At 72.7% G+C, this 16792-nt stretch carries 18 protein-coding genes; 11 read left to right on the top strand and 7 right to left on the bottom strand.

Annotated features, from left to right (window positions below):
• Position 1: 1 nt before the first annotated feature.
• The 3 genes from GGQ55_RS17220 to GGQ55_RS17230 all read right to left on the bottom strand — a co-directional run bounded on the left by GGQ55_RS17220 (position 2) and on the right by GGQ55_RS17230 (position 2985).
• On the bottom strand, positions 2–640 hold the full coding sequence (locus tag GGQ55_RS17220) for a VC0807 family protein (RefSeq protein WP_179718777.1): 639 nt from the start codon (positions 638–640) through the stop codon (positions 2–4).
• Positions 641–919: 279 nt separating this feature from the next.
• Complete coding sequence (locus tag GGQ55_RS17225) at positions 920–1840, bottom strand: DMT family transporter (RefSeq protein WP_179718778.1); 921 nt, start codon at positions 1838–1840, stop codon at positions 920–922.
• Positions 1841–1986: 146 nt separating this feature from the next.
• Positions 1987–2985, bottom strand: a complete 999-nt coding sequence (locus tag GGQ55_RS17230) for a pyridoxamine 5'-phosphate oxidase family protein (protein ID WP_179718780.1) — start codon at positions 2983–2985, stop codon at positions 1987–1989.
• Between the two features lie 106 nt (positions 2986–3091).
• Between GGQ55_RS17230 and GGQ55_RS17235 the strand changes: the two genes are divergently transcribed.
• The 6 genes from GGQ55_RS17235 to GGQ55_RS17260 all read left to right on the top strand — a co-directional run bounded on the left by GGQ55_RS17235 (position 3092) and on the right by GGQ55_RS17260 (position 8796).
• Positions 3092–3460 carry a histidine triad nucleotide-binding protein gene (locus GGQ55_RS17235; RefSeq protein ID WP_366489566.1) on the top strand — a complete coding sequence of 123 codons (369 nt, stop codon included), beginning with the start codon at positions 3092–3094 and terminating at the stop codon, positions 3458–3460.
• 3 nt (positions 3461–3463) lie between these two features.
• Positions 3464–4276 (top strand): enoyl-CoA hydratase/isomerase family protein, encoded by an 813-nt coding sequence (locus GGQ55_RS17240; RefSeq protein WP_179718782.1) that lies wholly within the window; start codon positions 3464–3466, stop codon positions 4274–4276.
• 247 nt (positions 4277–4523) lie between these two features.
• A complete protein-coding gene (locus tag GGQ55_RS28730) occupies positions 4524–6575 on the top strand; it encodes a PhoH family protein (RefSeq protein WP_246323831.1) in 2052 nt (683 codons plus the stop codon).
• 5 nt (positions 6576–6580) lie between these two features.
• Entirely contained in the window at positions 6581–7084 is a 504-nt protein-coding gene (ybeY, locus tag GGQ55_RS17250) for an rRNA maturation RNase YbeY (RefSeq protein ID WP_179718784.1), read from the top strand.
• The gene (locus GGQ55_RS17255) at positions 7081–8430 is read left to right on the top strand and encodes a hemolysin family protein (protein ID WP_179718786.1); all 1350 of its coding nucleotides are present in this window, start codon (positions 7081–7083) and stop codon (positions 8428–8430) included. Before ybeY ends, GGQ55_RS17255 begins: the two co-directional genes overlap by 4 nt.
• Before the next feature lie 6 nt (positions 8431–8436).
• A complete protein-coding gene (locus GGQ55_RS17260) occupies positions 8437–8796 on the top strand; it encodes a cytidine deaminase-like protein (RefSeq protein ID WP_179718788.1) in 360 nt (119 codons plus the stop codon).
• Here GGQ55_RS17260 and GGQ55_RS17265 read toward each other — a convergent pair.
• The 4 genes from GGQ55_RS17265 to GGQ55_RS17280 form a co-directional block, all read right to left on the bottom strand.
• Entirely contained in the window at positions 8774–9145 is a 372-nt protein-coding gene (locus GGQ55_RS17265; protein WP_179718790.1) for a DUF1801 domain-containing protein, read from the bottom strand. The genes GGQ55_RS17260 and GGQ55_RS17265 overlap by 23 nt on opposite strands.
• On the bottom strand, positions 9142–9456 hold the full coding sequence (locus GGQ55_RS28515; protein WP_179718792.1) for a DUF6176 family protein: 315 nt from the start codon (positions 9454–9456) through the stop codon (positions 9142–9144). The genes GGQ55_RS17265 and GGQ55_RS28515 overlap by 4 nt, the downstream gene beginning before the upstream one ends.
• 80 nt (positions 9457–9536) lie before the next feature.
• Positions 9537–10127, bottom strand: coding sequence for a hypothetical protein (locus GGQ55_RS28520; RefSeq protein WP_179718794.1), 591 nt, complete (start codon positions 10125–10127; stop codon positions 9537–9539).
• A gap of 35 nt (positions 10128–10162) precedes the next feature.
• Positions 10163–11041: a helix-turn-helix transcriptional regulator gene (locus tag GGQ55_RS17280; RefSeq protein WP_218859318.1), complete on the bottom strand. Its 879-nt coding sequence runs from the start codon at positions 11039–11041 to the stop codon at positions 10163–10165.
• Between the two features lie 102 nt (positions 11042–11143).
• Between GGQ55_RS17280 and GGQ55_RS17285 the strand changes: the two genes are divergently transcribed.
• The 5 genes from GGQ55_RS17285 to GGQ55_RS17305 all read left to right on the top strand — a co-directional run bounded on the left by GGQ55_RS17285 (position 11144) and on the right by GGQ55_RS17305 (position 16789).
• Entirely contained in the window at positions 11144–12577 is a 1434-nt protein-coding gene (locus GGQ55_RS17285; protein ID WP_179718798.1) for an MFS transporter, read from the top strand.
• Between the two features lie 36 nt (positions 12578–12613).
• On the top strand, positions 12614–13531 hold the full coding sequence (gene era, locus GGQ55_RS17290) for a GTPase Era (RefSeq protein WP_179718800.1): 918 nt from the start codon (positions 12614–12616) through the stop codon (positions 13529–13531).
• Position 13532: 1 nt separating this feature from the next.
• Entirely contained in the window at positions 13533–14279 is a 747-nt protein-coding gene (gene recO, locus GGQ55_RS17295) for a DNA repair protein RecO (RefSeq protein ID WP_179718801.1), read from the top strand.
• Complete coding sequence (locus tag GGQ55_RS17300; protein WP_179718803.1) at positions 14279–15034, top strand: isoprenyl transferase; 756 nt, start codon at positions 14279–14281, stop codon at positions 15032–15034. The genes recO and GGQ55_RS17300 overlap by 1 nt, the downstream gene beginning before the upstream one ends.
• A gap of 204 nt (positions 15035–15238) precedes the next feature.
• Entirely contained in the window at positions 15239–16789 is a 1551-nt protein-coding gene (locus GGQ55_RS17305) for a hypothetical protein (RefSeq protein WP_179718805.1), read from the top strand.
• Positions 16790–16792 lie beyond the last annotated feature (3 nt).

The raw sequence follows: 16792 nt of genomic DNA on the forward strand, positions 1-16792 counted from the left end.
GTCAGGCGGTGGCGGGCGCGGTGGGGGAGAAGCGGAACCGCACGCCGGCACGGCGCATGGCCCGCCAGCCCCAGAAGACGCAGGCGGCCACGGTGAGCACGGTCAGCACCGGGCTGAGCACGCCGCGGGAGAGCAGCCCCGCGCCGACGCTCCAGTGCAGGAAGGCCATGCTCATGCCGGCGTCGATCAGCCGGCCGAGCCCCCACAGCAGCGCCACCTGGATGAACATCATCCGCACCGGGCGCCGGGAGAGCACGTGGGTCGGCAGGTGCACGAAGTCGCGGGCCAGCCGCATCGTCACCGGCCGGCCGAGCAGGGCGCTGCCGAGGAAGAGCAGGGCCATGACCCCCGAGCCGAGCGCCGGCTGCAGCAGATAGACGAAGGCGCTGCCGGTGGCCATCGCCAGGGCCGCCTTCCCCGACAGCATGCTGACGCAGAGCATCATCGTGCCGGGCATCTTGTGGCCGCGGAGCCAGCGGACCAGGACCGCCAGGTAGCACCACCCCAGGGCCGCGCCGAGCGCGACGAACAGGTTGGTCAGCGGCAGCAGGACCGTGATGAGCAGCGACGGCACGACCACGGTCTCGCCGAACAGGCGCAGCGCGTGCAGCACGGTGCGGCGCACGCCGTGGATCTCCACGACGAGGTCGTCCTCGCCGGGAGCCTCCGTTCCTGCCTCCGTCGGGGCGCTGGTCGGCGCCGGGCTGTGCGTGGGGGCGGTGCTACGGGGGGAAGAGAGCACGCAGTCCTCTAACGGTCGGTCGGTGAGGCCGGCTGGGGGGAGAGCGGTTTCACTCATGGAACCAGACATCGCGGGCAACCCATGTCGACATGTCGACGAATTTCCTGTGATCCAGCGCACACGTGGGTTTCCCACGCCGGGAGAGCCGCAAACAGTTCTCGACCGGTCTCGCACCGGCTAGCGGCGGCTGACCTCCAGCACCTCGGGCGCGACGTCCTGGCGGATGGCGGGCGAGTGGGCCAGGCCCACCGCGCCGAGGAACAGCAGGAGCAGGGAGACTGCGACGGCGACCAGGGTGCCCGGGTCGGTGGGCAGGTGGACGTGGAACGCCAGGACGCCGATCAGGTAGCTGACCAGCGGGTTCGTGACCGACATCGCGGCCACCGCGACGGGCAGCGAGGCCGCGGCGTAGGCCTGCTGACCGAGCAGCAGGCCGATCGCCGTCGACACGGCGAGGGCGTAACCCGGCCAGTCGAGCGCCGTCGCCAGCACCCCGCGGTCCAGCAGGTCGGTCGTGGTGAGCTTGATCAGGACGGCGCTGACGGCGAAGCAGATGCCGGCGGCGACCCCGATCGTCGCCGCGTGCACGGTCGGCTCGCGACCCTGGGCGAAGACCACGATCGCGAACACCACGACCGCCGACGCTGTCAGGGCCAGCAGCACCTCGGACCGCTGGGCAGCGCCCTCGACCGGCGCGGCGCCCCGCACGGACAGGAAGATCGCCACGCCGGCGCACATCGACAGGACCGAGAGCCAGTCACGCGTCAGCGGCCGGCGCCGGCTCCCGAGCGACACCAGGGCCAGCGTGAACAGCAGCTGTGTGGTGAGCAGCGGCTGCACCAGCGCCACCGATCCGAAGTGCAGGGCGAGGGCCTGGGCGAGGAAGCCGAAGAGGTTGGTCAGCCAGCCGATCAGCCACAGCGGATGGCCCAGCAGGCGGCGGACGAGCAGCAGCACCGGCAGGTAGCGGGTCAGCTGCGAGTGGCCGCCGTGGTCGTGGCGCTCGGCGATCGCCCCCCGCGAGGCGCGCTGCTGCAGCACCGCGGACGCGGCGAAGAGGAAGGCGGCCAGCAGACCCACGACGGTCGGGAGGATCACGCGCGCTGCCTCCTCCCCGGGCCTGGCGCCCCGCTGCGGCGGAGCCGCCGATCGCCCCTTCTTATCGGCGCGGTAGGACGATTCCGGAAGTCCGACGCGGACACCAGCGGATAACGCCCGCCGACGGGGCCGTTCTTCCCAGCGACCTACAGCCGGACGCGGGGGGCGGGCTGGCCGCGGCGGGCGGACTCGGCGGCGACCCGCTTGCGCAGGTCACGGCCCTTCGCCAGGAAGCCCGCCGTCTTCGCCAGCCGCGACCCGGTGATGCTCCAGTCGGTGAGCGCCCGGTCGATCCGCACGTGCACCCGGCCGTCGTCGGTGGGCTCCGCGGTGCCGACGAGCACGACGTTCTCCTGCCCGGTGAAGGACTCCTCGTGCGAGTGCGCGGTCAGGCAGGCCGGGCCGCTGCCGATCGCGATGCCGGCCGGCGGCCGGACGAGGAAGCCGTCGGCGGTCCGCTCGGACTCCTGGCAGCGCACCGGCAGCGGCCAGCCGTCGGCGCCGGCGACCGTGAGCACCGGCGCGCCCAGCCGTCCGGCCCGCTCGGCGAACGGCCGCCAGTCGCGGGCCGGCTTCGCCCAGGCGGTGCCGAGCGCCGGCCCGGTCGGGGCCGGGTCGGACGGCGGCGCCGTCGTCCCCTCGGGCGCCGTCCAGACCTCCGGCTGCTCGTCGAGCCGGCCACCCGGCCAGCTGGTGATCCGCAGCGGCGTCAGCTGCACGTAGACACGGGCGAAGTACCAGGCGCTGCGGCGCAGGGCCCATCGCGGGGAGCCCTGGTAGGCACCCGGCAGCTTGATCAGGGAGTCGTGCACGTAGCGGTCGAGGTTGGCCTGCAGGTCGGCGTCGCGCACGGTGGCCAGGCCCTGGACGAGGACCATCGGCGGGTCGGCCGGACCGGGCGTGCTGCCGGCGGAGAACAGGACCGCCACCCGGGGATCGCGGCGGGCGCGCTCGGCCTTGGCCGGGTAGGTCAGGCCGGTGGTGACGTCGACGGTGCCGGTGTCCTCGCCGCGGTAGGGGGTCACCGGCCAGGTGATCGGCCGGCCGTCGCGGGTGAGGCTGGCGTACTCGGCGACGAGGCTGCGCCGGGCCAGCTCGGCGAGATCGCCGGGCCAGTCGACGAGGGTGGGGGTCAGGGCGGTCACGGGAGGCTCCTTCGCGCAGTCGGTGCGGACGGCGGAAGGGTGCGAGCGGCCGCTTGACGCCTGCTTGCCGGTGTCTGAACGCCCGGCCCCCCCATAAGGTCGGGGCGTGAGCGACTGCCTGTTCTGCCGCATGGTCGCCGGGGAGATCCCGGCCGACGTCGTCCACGAGACCGACCGGGTGCTGGCGTTCCGGGACATCAACCCGCAGGCGCCGACGCACGTCCTGGTCATCCCGAAGGAGCACCACCGCAACCTCGCCGCGCTCGCCGCGGCCGACGCCGAGCTGCTCGCCGCGGTGGCGCGCGCCGCCGGCGAGGTGGCGCGCCAGGAGGGGCTGGTCAGCGACGGCGGCGTCGAGCCCGGCTACCGGGTGGTGACCAACACCGGTCCGGACGCCGGGCAGTCGGTCGACCACGTGCACCTGCACCTGGTGGGGGGACGGCCGCTGGGCTGGCCGCCCTTCCCGAAGGGCTGAGACGTGACCGAGCCCGTACGCATCGAGCGGGACGGCGACGTCGCCGTCGTCGTCCTGGACAACCCGCCGCTGAACCTGTTCGACGAGGCGACCTTCGCCGGGTTCGAGCGCGCGGTCGGCGAGCTGGTCGGCCTGACCGATCCGGCGCGGCCCGACCGGGCGCGGGCGGTGCTGATCGAGGCCCGCGGCAAGGTCGTCTCCGCCGGTGTCGACGTGCACGAGTTCGACGCGATCGCCTCCTCGCCGGACGCCGTCGCGCGGGGGAGTGCGCTCTGGCGGCGACTGCTGGCGATCAGCCACACGCTGGAGAACCTCCCGGTGCCCACGGTGTTCGCCGCGCACGGGCTGTGCCTGACCGCGGCGTTCGAGATCTCGCTCGCCTGCGACATCCTCCTGGCCGCCGAGCGCGCCGCGTTCGGCCTGGTGGAGATCGTCGTCGGGCTGACGCCGTCGATGGGCGGCCCGCAGCGGCTCGCCGAGCGCGCCGGACCCGCCCGGGCCAAGGAGCTGATCTTCACCGGCGAGCGCTATCCCGCCGCCGTCCTCGCGGGGTGGAACGTGGTCAACCGGGTGCTCCCGGACGACGGCTTCGCCGAGGCCGCGCGCGACTACGCGCGCCGGGTCGCGGCCGGGCCCACCGTGGCGCACGCGGCGACGAAGCGGCTGGTCACCGCGGCGGTCCGGGACGGTGTCCGCGCCGCCGACGAGCTGACCCCGTCGCTGTCGGGCGCGCTGTTCGCCACCGAGGACCTGCGCGGCGCGGTCGCGTCCTTCCTCGCCGACGGACCGGGGAAGGCGACCTACACGGGCCGCTGACCTGCCCCCGGACGGGTCAAAGCGGAGGTTCTCGTCGCCGCCCGCGGGTAGACTTCACAGGGTCCGTAGCCCCGTAGCAGGAAGGCAGGGTCGAGGGTTCTTGCCCGACACCGCCCCAGGCGCCCCAGCCGCCGGTCTCCCCACGTCCCGTGAGGCCTCGGCGCGGGCCGCCGCCACGGACGACGCCCCGCTCGCGACGCAGCCGGCCGCCGTCCGGACCACCATCACCGTTCCCCAGTCCGTCTCGATGGTCGCCCTCCTGGGCTCCGGCGACGAGCTGCTGCGCCTCGTCGAGGCCGAGGTCGACGCCGACGTCCACGTGCGCGGCAACGAGATCGCCGTCACCGGGCAGCCGGCCGACAACGCCTTCGCCGTCCGCGTCTTCGACGAGCTGATCGCGCTGCTCGGCACCGGCCAGCAGCTGCGCCCCGACTCGGTGCGCCGGGTCATCGGCATGCTGCGCAGCGGCGGCTCCGAGCGCCCGGCCGACGTCCTGTCGCTGGACATCATCAGCCGGCGCGGCCGCACCATCCGGCCCAAGACGCTGAACCAGAAGCGCTACGTCGACGCGATCGACGCGCACACGATCGTCTTCGGCATCGGCCCGGCCGGTACCGGCAAGACCTACCTGGCCATGGCCAAGGCCGTGCAGGCGCTGCAGACCAAGCAGGTCAACCGGATCATCCTGACCCGGCCCGCGGTCGAGGCCGGCGAGCGGCTGGGCTACCTGCCCGGCACGCTGTCGGAGAAGATCGACCCGTACCTGCGGCCGCTGTACGACGCGCTGCACGACATGGTCGACCCGGAGTCGATCCCCCGGCTCATGCAGGCCGGCACGATCGAGGTCGCGCCGCTGGCGTACATGCGTGGCCGAGCTCAGCCGTACCGCTCGGAGGTCCTCACTCCAGAAGGCTTCGTTCCGATCGGCACGCTGCGAGTCGGCGACCTCGTCATCGGGTCCGACGGAACTCCGACGCCGGTCCTCGGCGTCTACCCCCAGGGCGTCAAGCAGGTGTACCGGGTCGCGACGCAGGATGGCGCGTGGACCCTGGCCTGCGGCGAACACCTCTGGACAGTCGCCACTCCAGAGGACAAGCGGCGTGGGAAGACTCGCACGCTCGAGACGCAGGAAATGGTCGGAAAGCTGCGGCGGGGAGCGATCCGTCGTTACGAACTGCCGTTGGTGCAGCCCGTGCACTTCGAGCCCACGGACGTTCCCCTCGACCCCTACGCGCTGGGCCTCCTCTTGGGCGACGGATGCCTCACGACGACCACGACGCCTGCCTTCTCGACTGCCGATCCTGAACTGGCCGTGGCGCTCGAGCATGCCCTTGACGGCATCTCGGTGGAGCGCAGGAGCGGCTACGACTACGTCCTTCGCCATCGCGACGGTGGTCGCGGCGGCCTGCGGATCGCCAATCCGGTGACCGTCGTCCTGCGCCAGTTGGACCTCGCGGGTACGACGTCTGCCACGAAGTTCGTCCCTGAGAACTACTTGCGAAACTCGGTGACCGTACGGACGGCCGTCCTGCAAGGGCTGCTGGATTCGGACGGCGGCCCGGTGACGCAGACAGGCCGGACGTGTCGGATCCAGTACACGACGACATCCCCAGGTCTCAAGGACGACGTCACGTTCCTGGTCCGCTCGTTGGGCGGTGTCGTCTACACCCGCTTGCGTGAGTCCGCGGGACGTCCACCGGGCAGGGCGAACGGCCGGCCGGTCGAGTACCGCGAAGATGCCTACATTCTCGACATCCGCCTCCCGGCGGACATCCAGCCGTTCCGTCTGACGCGCAAGCGCAGGGCCTACGAGCTGGCGGGCGGCGGGCGGCCGATGCGGTTCATCGACAGCATCGAGCCCATCGGCGAGATGGACACCCTGTGCATCCAGGTGGGCGCGCAGGACTCGCTCTACGTGACCGACGACTTCCTGGTCACGCACAACACGCTGAACGACGCGTTCGTCATCCTCGACGAGGCGCAGAACACGACCGCCGAGCAGATGAAGATGTTCCTGACGCGGCTCGGATTCGGTTCGAAGATCGTGGTCACCGGAGACGTCACGCAGGTCGATCTCCCCGGCGGCGCGCAGAGCGGGCTGAAGATCGTCCGAGAGATCCTCGACGGGATCGACGACGTGCACTTCGCGAACCTGACCAGTTCGGACGTCGTCCGGCACCGGCTGGTCGGCGACATCGTCGACGCCTACGAGCGCTGGGACAACGCCAAGCAGCAGCAGAACCGGCCCGCGTCCGGGCCGCCCGTGCGCGCCAACCGCCCGCGCCGGCAGGGGAGCTGAGCGACATGCCCGTCGAGGTCGCCAACGAGAGCGAGATCGCCGTCGACGAGGCCGAGCTGGCCGGCATCTGCCGGTACGTGCTGGCCCAGCTCGAGGTGAACCCGCTCGCCGAGCTGTCGGTGCTGTGCGTCGACCCGGACTACATGAGCACCCTGCACGAGCGGTGGATGGGGGAGAAGGGCCCCACCGACGTGCTGGCCTTCCCCATGGACGAGCTCGACACCGCCCGGCCCGACGACCCCGATCCGGGGCCGGCGCTGCTGGGGGACGTCGTCCTGTGCCCCTCGGTGGCGGTCCGCCAGGCGCGCGCCGCCGGCCACTCGATGGACGACGAGCTCGTCCTGCTGGCCACCCACGGCGTGCTGCACCTGCTGGGCTACGACCACATGGAGCCCGAGGAGGAGAAGGAGATGTTCGGCCTGCAGCAGAAGCTGATCGACGGCTGGCGCTCCGCCCCGCGCGAGCCGGTCACCGGCGAGCCGACGGCCAAGGAGACGGGGCCCCGATGAGCCCCGGCGCGGTCACCCTGCTGGTGATCGCCATCTGCCTGGTCCCGCTGGCCGGGCTGTTCGGCGCGATGGACGCCGCCCTGCAGCGGGTGTCCAAGGCCCGCGTCGAGGAGATGCGCCGCGAGGGGATCAAGCGCGCGAAGGCCCTGGAGCAGGTCGTCGAGGACCGTGCCCGGCACGTCTCCCTGCTCCTGCTGCTGCGGATCGTCTGCGAGACGCTCGCCACGGTGCTGGTCACGCTGCTCCTGTTCGACCTGTGGGGCGGCGGCTGGCGGGCGGTGATCGCCGCGGTCGCGATCATGACCGTGGTCAGCTACGTGCTGGTCGGCGTCGGCCCGCGGACCCTCGGCCGGCAGCACGCCTACGGCGTCGCCCTGCACACCGCGGGCCTGATGAAGCTGCTCGGCCGCGTGCTGGGGCCGATCGCCACGCTGCTGATCTTCATCGGCAACGCGATCACGCCCGGCCGCGGCTTCCGCGACGGGCCGTTCTCCTCCGAGGTCGAGCTGCGCGAGCTGGTCGACATGGCCGAGGAGCGCGGCGTCGTGGAGTCCGGCGAGCGCAACATGATCCACTCGGTGTTCGAGCTCGGCGACACCATCGCCCGCGAGGTGATGGTCCCGCGCACCGACGTCGTGTGGATCGAGCGGCACAAGACGGTCCGCCAGGCGCTCGCCCTCGCGCTGCGCAGCGGGTTCAGCCGGATCCCGGTCATCGGCGAGAACGTCGACGACGTCGTCGGGGTGGTCTACCTCAAGGACCTCGTCCGGCGGTCCCAGAACAGCACCGACCGCAACGGCACCAAGACCAGCGGGCCGCGGGTCGAGGAGCTCATGCGCCCGCCGACGTTCGTGCCGGAGTCCAAGCCGGTCGACGAACTGCTGCGCGACATGCAGGCGCAGCGGATCCACATCGCGATCGTGGTCGACGAGTACGGCGGCTTCGCCGGGCTGGTCACCATCGAGGACATCCTCGAGGAGATCGTCGGCGAGATCGCCGACGAGCACGACCGCTTCCAGCGGCCGCCGGTCGAGGAGCTGCCCGACGGCTCGGTGCGGGTCACCGCGCTGCTGCCGGTGCAGGACCTCGCCGAGGTCTTCCCCGGCGTCGAGGTGCCCGAGGACGACGACGTCGAGACCGTCGGCGGCCTGCTCGCCCGCGCGCTGGGGCGGGTGCCGATCGAGGGGTCCGCCGCCGAGGTGGCCGGGCTGCGGCTGGTCGCCGAGAGCACCGGCGGCCGGCGCAACCGGATCGACACGCTGCTCATCTGCCGGGTGCCCGAGCCCGAGGACGGCGAGGCGGCCGAACCCGCCCGCGCGGAGGAACCGGCCGCCGTGGAAGGCTGACGCCTCGTGTCAGAACTCGACCCCGAGGACGCCAAGCTCGTCACGCTCGCCCGCTCGGCCCGCGGCCGCACCGGTGCACCGGAGGGGGCCGCGGTCCGCGACACCGACGGTCGCACCTACCTCGCGGCCGGCGTCGCGCTGCCGTCGCTGCGGCTGTCCGCGCTGCAGGCCGCCGTCGCCGCCGCCGTGTCCAGCGGGGTGACCGGGCTCGAGGCCGCCGCGGTGGTCAGCGAGTCCGAGGCCGTCGAGCAGGACGGGCTGGCCGCCGTCCGCGACCTGACGCCGTCCGCCCCCGTGCTCCTCGCCGCCCCCGACGGCACCCTCAAGGGGACTTTTGGCACCCTCAAGGGGACTTTTTCGGGCTGAAGTCCCGCTTGGCGAGGGCGTCGCGGACGTAACCGGCCACGGCACCGGGGTCGATCTCGGCGCCGAACGGGAAGTCCCACGTCATCAGGTGCGAGCTGCCGGCCCGGAGCACCCCGAGCGGGTCGTCGAGCAGCACCCCCTGCAGGAACCGCAGCTGCACGCCGCGGGTGCTGGTGCCGACGGCGATGATCCAGTTCCGCCACTTCGCGTCGAGCGTGTACATGACCATCCGGTACTTCACGGCGACGTCGAAGCCCGGCTCGACGCCCCGGATCGCCGCGTCCAGCGCCCGCACGATCGGGTGCGCCGCCTCCTCCTGCCCGGCGAGGTAGTCGTCGACCACGCTCACAGCGCACCGTCGCGGGCCCAGGTCTCCATGGCCGCCCGGATCGGCCGCGGCGCGAGCAGCAGCACCGGCCGCAGCTCCTCCCAGCCCGGCTCCTTGCAGCGCATCGCGTAGGCCTGGTGCTCGGCGTCCACCGGGTTGGCCAGGTCGAGCCCGCCGCCGTCCTCACCGGACAGCTGCAGGTGGTAGAGCCACTCGGTGCCGTCGGCATCGGTGTGCCGGAAGGTCGCCTCGAACGCCATCCGCTCGGCCGAGAGGGTGTCCAGGCACTCCTCGTAGCGCTGGTGCAGCGGTAAGGACCTCCTCCTCCCCACTCCTCGCACGCTCGGAGCGGTGCCCTGGAGGAGGCCGGCCGGGGGCCACGAACCGCGGCACCGGGAAGCGCGCCCGCCCGTCACAGCGGGCGGTCCAGCGCGTCGGCGAACGCCTCCGGGTCGCGCACCCAGACGGTGAGCGCCCGGTCGGTCACGGTGTCGGGCGCCAGGTGCCGGACGGCGACCCGCGTGCGCCCGGGCCACCACCCGCCGCGCCCGCGCGCCCGCGGCCAGTCCGCCGGCGGCGCCCCGACGACGACCTCGCGCACCAGCGACAGCGGGACCACACCGAACGACGACGCCCGCCGCAACCCGGCGATGTCGGTGGACAGCGCGGTGTCGGACACGGTCAGCCGCCCGGTCGAGCCCAGCACCACCAGCACGGCCAGGACGACGACCAGCGGCAGCTCGTCGGTCACCGCGGACGCGCCGTCCCGGATCCCGATCACGGCCAGCCAGACCGCGGCCGCCACCAGCACCAGGACGACGACGACCCAGCGGGCGGCATCGAACTGCCAGTACCGCAGCGGCGCCGGCGTGACCGTGACGCTGCGCCGCGGCCGACGGGGGAAGAGGAAGCCGAAGGACGCCACCCCCGCCAGGTGCCGCTCCCGCTCGCGCGCCGCGCGCACCGCCAGTGGTTCCTCGCCGCGCCGCGTCCGTCCCGCCACGCCCCGGATCCTCCCAGGTGCCGGAGCCGGCGCCGTCAGGTGATGGGCCGCGGCGTGAGCTCGTCGAAGCGCTCCACGGCGTCCTCGGTCGGCCCGTCCGCCGGTACGTAGGTGACCATCCGCAGCCCGGTGCCGGGGCTGAGCCAGCCGTGCGTGAAGGTGAACTGCAGCAGGCCGAGGTCGCGGTGCAGCACCCGTTTGCGCGCGGTCTCCGGCTGCGCGACGTCGTGCCGGGCCCACAGCGCCGCGAACGCGGGTGACACCTGGTGCAGCCGCTTGACCAGGCACTTGTACGCGGGATCGGCAACGTGTTCGGCAATGGACGCGCGCAGCTGCGCCACCATCCGCCCGCGCGCCTCGTCCCGGTCGACGAAGCACTTGCTCGTCGTCTCCTTGGCGAAGATCAGCCAGAGCGAGTTGCGCTCCTCGAGCGGCAGCCCGTCGACGTCGCCGACGAGCACGCGGTACGCGCGGTTGGTCGCCAGCAGGTCGTAGCGGCCGTTGGTGACGAACGCCGGGAACGGGTGCAGCTTGTCCAGGACGGCGCGCACCTCCGGGCTGACCACCTGCGCGTCGCCCTCGGACGGCGGAACGGCCGCGCCGGCGAGGACGAACAGGTGCCGCCGCTCGTGCGGGTCCAGCCGCAGCTCCCGGGCGATCGCCTCGAGGACCTGCTCGGACACGTGGATGTCCCGGCCCTGCTCCAGCCACGTGTACCAGGTGACCCCGACGCCGGCGAGCAGCGCGACCTCCTCGCGGCGCAGCCCGGGAGTGCGCCGGCGGCCGCCCGCCGGCAGGCCGACGTCGGCGGGTGCCAACCGCTCGCGGCGGCTGCGCAGGAAGTCCGCCAGCTCGCGCCGGCGCAGCTCGTCCGGGACCGGGGGTGCGGGACGGGCGGGGACGGTCGTCGTCACGCCGTCCATGCTGGTCCTCCGCCGAGGCGGGTGCCAGGTGCTGCTGGTACCAGGATGAGCACTGTCTTGGTACCACCCTCGCGGCGCCCGCAAGGTCGGGTCATGACCGCAGTCGACCGCCCCCGCACCGAGGTCCCGGCGCCCGTCGTCGCACCCGCCCTGACCGCCGCCGGGCTGGCCACGGTCCTGGTCGGCGTGCTGCTGCCGATGCTCGACTTCTTCATCGTCAACGTCGCGCTGCCCACGATGGCGGCCGATCTGGACGCCTCCACCGCGGCGCTCGAGCTCGTCGTCAGCGGGTACGCGACGGCCTACGCCGTCCTGCTCGTCGTCGGCGGCCGGCTCGGCGACGCCTTCGGCCGCCGGCGCCTGTTCCTCCTCGGCATGGCCCTGTTCACGATCACGAGCCTGCTGTGCGGGCTCGCCCCGACGGCGACGACGCTCGTGCTCGCCCGCGTGCTGCAAGGGGCAGCGGCGGCACTGCTGGTCCCGCAGACGCTCTCCACGATCCAGGCCACCGGCGACCAGGTCTCGCGAGCCCGGGCCGTCGGCTGGTTCGGCGCCACCGGCGGCATCGCGGCGGTCGTCGGTCAGGTGCTCGGCGGGGCGCTCGTCTCCGCCGACCTCGACGGCACCGGCTGGCGCCCGATCTTCCTGGTCAACGTGCCGATCGGACTCCTCGGGCTGTGGGCGGCCCGGCGGCTCCTGCCCGAGACCCGGTCGCCGGTGTCGGCCCGGCCGGACCTGCCGGGCACGGCGCTGCTCGCCGCCGCCGTCGTCGCGGTGCTGCTGCCGCTCACCGAGGGCCGTGCCCTGGGCTGGCCGGCGTGGTCGGTGGTCCTGCTCGCCTCGACACCGGGATGGGTGGCCGCCTTCGCCGTCGTCGAGCGCCGGCTGGAGCACCGGGGACGCACGCCGCTGCTGCCGCCGTCGATCCTCGAACACCGCAGCATGCGCCGGGGACTGCTGCTCGCCGGGCCGTTCTTCGCCGGCTTCGGGGCGTTCATGTTCGTCTACGCGCTGGTCGTGCAGGGCACCCTCGGCTGGAGCGCGGGGGAGGCCGGACTGGCGCTGCTCCCGCTGGCGCTGCCGTTCCTGGCCGCGTCCCTGCTCATGCCCCGCGTCGTCGGCCGGCTGGGCCGCACGGTGATCACGATCGGCGCGGCGCTCCAACTGGTGGGCCTGGCCGCGCTGGCCCTGACGCTGGAGGTCGGCTGGCCCTCGATCGGGGTGTGGGACCTGGCGCCGGCCTTCGTGGTCATGGGCTTCGGCCAGGGCTGGATCATGCCGTCGCTGATCCGCGTCGTCCTGTCCGACGTGCCCGTCGCCTCGGCGGGGGTCGGCAGCGGGGTGCTGACGACGACGCAGCAGGTGAGCCTCGCCGTCGGCGTCGCCACGCTCGGCACGCTGTTCGTCAGCCTCGCCGGGCGCGCCGGGACGCTGGACGCCGCATTGCTCGTGTTCGCCGTGCAGGCCCTCGTCGCCGTGGGCATCGTGGTCGGCAGCAGAGGACTGCCCGGAGCCCGGCGCACCTGAGCCGGGCTGTCGGTGCGGGGTGGGAGACTGGACGGCGTGACCGCACCCGACGAGCAGCCGTACCGCAGCGGCTTCGCCTGCCTGGTGGGTCGCCCCAACGCCGGCAAGACGACGCTGACCAACGCGATGGTCGGCACCAAGGTCGGCATCGTCAGCAACCGCCCGCAGACGACGCGGCACGCGATCCGCGGCGTGCTCACCCGCCCGGGCGGCCAGCTGGTGCTCGTCGACACCCCGGGGCTGCACAAGCCGAAGAGCCTGCTCGGCCGCCGGCTCAACGACGTCGTCCGCGACACCCTCGCCGACGTCGACGTGATCGTCTTCTGCGTCCCCGCCGACCAGCCGGTCGGCGCCGGTGACCGGTTCATCGCCCGCCAGCTCAAGGAGTTCACGGCCCCGGTCGTCGTCGTGGTCACCAAGACCGACGCGGCGAGCAAGAAGCAGATCGCCGAGCAGCTGATGGCCGCCAGCTCCCTGGTCGAGGCCGCCGAGGTCGTGCCGGTCAGCGCGGTCGCCGGCGACCAGGTCGAGCTGCTCGAGGACCTCCTGGTCGGGCTGCTGCCCGAGGGCCCGCCCATGTACCCGGAGGAGCAGCGCACCGACGACGACGTCGAGCGGCAGATCGCCGAGCTGATCCGCGAGGCGGCGCTGGAGAAGGTGTACGAGGAGGTGCCGCACTCCCTGGCGGTCACCGTCGAGGAGCTCGTCCGCCGTCCCGACCCCAAGAAGCCCGGCGCCGAGCTGGTCGAGGTGCACGCGCTGCTGCACGTCGAGCGGCAGACCCAGAAGCCGATGCTGCTCGGCCGCGGCGGCGAGATGATCAAGCGGATCGGCACCGAGGCCCGCGCCGGGCTCGAGCAGCTGCTCGGCGCCCGGGTGCACCTCGACCTGCACGTCACGGTGCTGGGCGAGTGGCAGGACGACCCCAAGAAGCTCAACCGGCTGGGGTACTGACGTGTCGACCACCCCGAAGTCGCTGTACCGGGACGAAGGCGTCGTCCTCCGCACCCAGAAGCTCGGCGAGGCCGACCGGATCGTCACGGTGCTCACCCGCCGGCACGGCAAGGTCCGCGCGGTGGCCAAGGGCGTGCGCCGCACCAAGAGCAAGTTCGGTGCCCGGCTGGAGCCGTTCAGCCACGTCGACCTGCAGTTCTACACCGGCCGCAACCTCGACATCGTCAACCAGGCGGAGTCGATCCGCGCCTACGGCGAGCCGATCGCCGCCGACTACCCGGCCTACACCGCGGGCACCGCCGTCCTGGAGACCGCCGACCGGCTCACCGCCGAGGAGAAGGAGCCGTCGCTGCGGCTGTTCCTGCTCGTGATCGGCGCGCTGCGGTCGCTGGCCGAGCAGGCCCACCCCGCCGGGCTCGTGCTCGACGCCTTCCTGCTGCGCGCGATGTCGGTGGCCGGCTGGGAACCGGCGCTCGGCGACTGCGCCCGCTGCGGCGAGCAGGGCCCGCACCGGCACTTCTCCGTCCCGGCCGGCGGCACCGTCTGCCCGCCGTGCCGCCCCACCGGCTCGGCGATGCCGAACCCGCTCACCATCGAGCACCTCGACGCGCTGCTGACCGGCGACTGGGACCGCGCCGAGGCCAGCCTCGGCCCGCAGTGCCGGGAGGGCAGCGGCCTGGTCGCGGCGCTGCTGCAGTGGCACCTGGAGCGGGGGCTGCGCTCGCTGTCGCTGGTGGACCGCAGCTGATGCCGCAGCCGCCGACGCCGCACCCGTCCGGTGCCCGCCCGCCGGACATCCCGAAGGACAAGGTCCCGCGGCACGTCGCCCTGGTCATGGACGGCAACGGCCGCTGGGCCAAGCAGCGCGGGCTGCCCCGCACCAAGGGCCACGAGGCCGGCGAGCACTCGCTGTTCGACTGCGTCGAGGGCGCCATCGAGCTCGGCGTGAAGGCGCTCTCCGCCTACGCGTTCTCCACCGAGAACTGGCGCCGCAGCCCCGAGGAGGTCCGCTTCCTCATGGGCTTCAACCGCGACGTGATCCGCCGCCGCCGCGACGAGATGCACGCCCTCGGGGTGCGGGTGCGCTGGGCCGGTCGCCGTCCGCGGCTGTGGCGCAGCGTGATCAAGGAGCTCGAGATCGCCGAGGAGCTCACCAAGGACAACGACGTCCTCACCCTGACCATGTGCGTCAACTACGGCGGGCGGGCCGAGATCGCCGACGCCGCGGCCGCCATCGCCCGCGAGGCCGCCGCCGGGCGGCTGGACCCCGACAAGGTCGACGAGGCCACCGTCGCCCGGTACCTCGACGAGCCGGACATGCCCGACGTCGACCTGTTCGTGCGCAGCTCGGGGGAGAACCGCACGAGCAACTTCCTGCTGTGGCAGTCGGCCTACGCCGAACTGGTCTTCCTCGACACCCTCTGGCCGGACTTCGACCGCCGCCAGCTCTGGGCGGCGTGCGAGGAGTACGCCTCGCGGCAGCGTCGCTTCGGCTCCGCGTAAGGCGTCGCTGACCGGCTTCGCAAGGCTCGCGCAAGCCCGGTCCAAGTCCTCCCGGGGACTCTTCGGACGCCGCCCGGACACCCCGTCCGAGCCGGTCCCGACGACCATTCGGCCACGACTGCTCGCAGCGCGCGGGGACCCGTTGACACGGGTCCTCAGCGAGCCCGAGAGTGGCGGCTCCCCGTGAGAGGACGGACCCCCACCGTGAGCGAGAGCACCATCGCGCCGCAGCATGGCCAGGGTGCCGCGGCACCTGCCCAGCCGGGCGACCTCAACGACCAGTTGATCGCCAGTGATTTCTGGACCGACCAGATGCTGGCCGAGGCCGGCATCCCCATCATCGACGTCCCGTTCGTCACGGTCGGGGGTGGTATCGGCTCGTTCGTCATGGCCGACTACCTGCGGATCTCCGGCGTCCCGACGAACTCCATCCGCGTGCTGACGCCGCTGAAGACGCCGTGGGAGAGCTACGAGTACCTCACCACGGTCTCCCAGGTGCCCCGCAAGGAGCGGCTGCGGTCGGACTCGCAGTCCCGGCCGGACAACATCTGGGGCTTCCCCAGCTACGCCCTCTCCGAGGGACTGCACGGCAACATCAAGATGCTGTGGAACGTCCTCGTCGAGCCGATCTTCGCGAACTACTACACGCCCAAGGCCGGCGTGGTGTTCGAGGGCATCGAGCGGGAGATGTACCGCATCCGCTACCCGGAGATGGTCGTGCACGGCCAGGTCCGCATGGTGCGGCGGCGCGTCGGTGGCGGGTACTTCACGATCCTCACCCCGCCCGAGGGCGCGGCCCCGACCAAGCGCATCGCCTACCGCAGCCAGTGGGTGCACGTGGCGATCGGCTACCCGGGCCTGAAGTACCTCGACGACCTGCAGAACTACCGCTCCACGTACAACGACTACAAGGTCGTCAACGCCTACGAGTCGCACGAGCACCTGTACGAGAAGCTCGCGCTCAAGCCGGGCATCGTGCTCATCCGCGGCGGCGGCATCGTGGCCTCCCGCGTGCTGCAGCGGCTGATCGACGACCGGGACGCCAAGGGCCTGCAGACCCAGATCATCCACCTGTTCCGCACCTACACGGACAAGCCGCACGGGCCGGGCATCTTCAAGCGCCGCAAGGGCGCCGACGGCTGGGCCTACCAGGGCTTCAACTACCCGAAGTCGGTGTGGGGCGGTCAGCTCAAGGCGCAGGTGCGCAAGTCCGAGGGGGCCGAGCGCGCCAAGCTCTACAAGGAGATGGGCGGCACCAACACCCCCTTCCGGCGCAACTGGCTGGAGCAGCTCAGCCGCGGCCGCCGGGAAGGCTGGTACCGGGTGATGATCGGCGAGATCACGTCGATGAAGCCGGTGGGTGAGCTCGTCGAGGTCGGGCTGAACACCGACCAGGGCCCGCAGGTCGGCACCGTGGACTTCGTGCTCGACTGCACGGGGCTCGAGGCCGACATCCGCGAGCACCGCGTCCTCGCCGACCTGCTCGACCACTCCGGCGTCGGGCGCAACCCCGTCGGCCGGCTGGACGTCGAGCGTTCGTTCGAGCTCCGCGGGGCGCAGAACGGCGGCAAGATCTACGCGGTCGGCAGCGCCACGCTCGGTGGCTACTTCCCGGGCGTCGACACCTTCTACGGCCTGCAGATCGCCTGCGTGGAAGTCCTCGACGACCTGGTCAGGCAGGGCTTCACCAAGAAGATCGGCCCCGGACGATCGACGAGCCAATGGTTGAAGTGGATGCGGAACAAGACGATCTGATCC

Origin of the sequence: Petropleomorpha daqingensis (assembly GCF_013408985.1) — a bacterium.
GTDB lineage: Bacteria > Actinomycetota > Actinomycetes > Mycobacteriales > Geodermatophilaceae > Petropleomorpha > Petropleomorpha daqingensis.

Coding starts and splice junctions, on each gene's coding strand:
- GGQ55_RS17285 (WP_179718798.1), top strand. CDS start 11,144: ATGACCGCAGTCGACCGCCCCCGCACCGAGGTCCCGGCGCCCGTCGTC.
- GGQ55_RS17255 (WP_179718786.1), top strand. CDS start 7,081: ATGAGCCCCGGCGCGGTCACCCTGCTGGTGATCGCCATCTGCCTGGTC.
- GGQ55_RS28730 (WP_246323831.1), top strand. CDS start 4,524: ATGGTCGCCCTCCTGGGCTCCGGCGACGAGCTGCTGCGCCTCGTCGAG.
- ybeY (WP_179718784.1), top strand. CDS start 6,581: ATGCCCGTCGAGGTCGCCAACGAGAGCGAGATCGCCGTCGACGAGGCC.
- GGQ55_RS17300 (WP_179718803.1), top strand. CDS start 14,279: ATGCCGCAGCCGCCGACGCCGCACCCGTCCGGTGCCCGCCCGCCGGAC.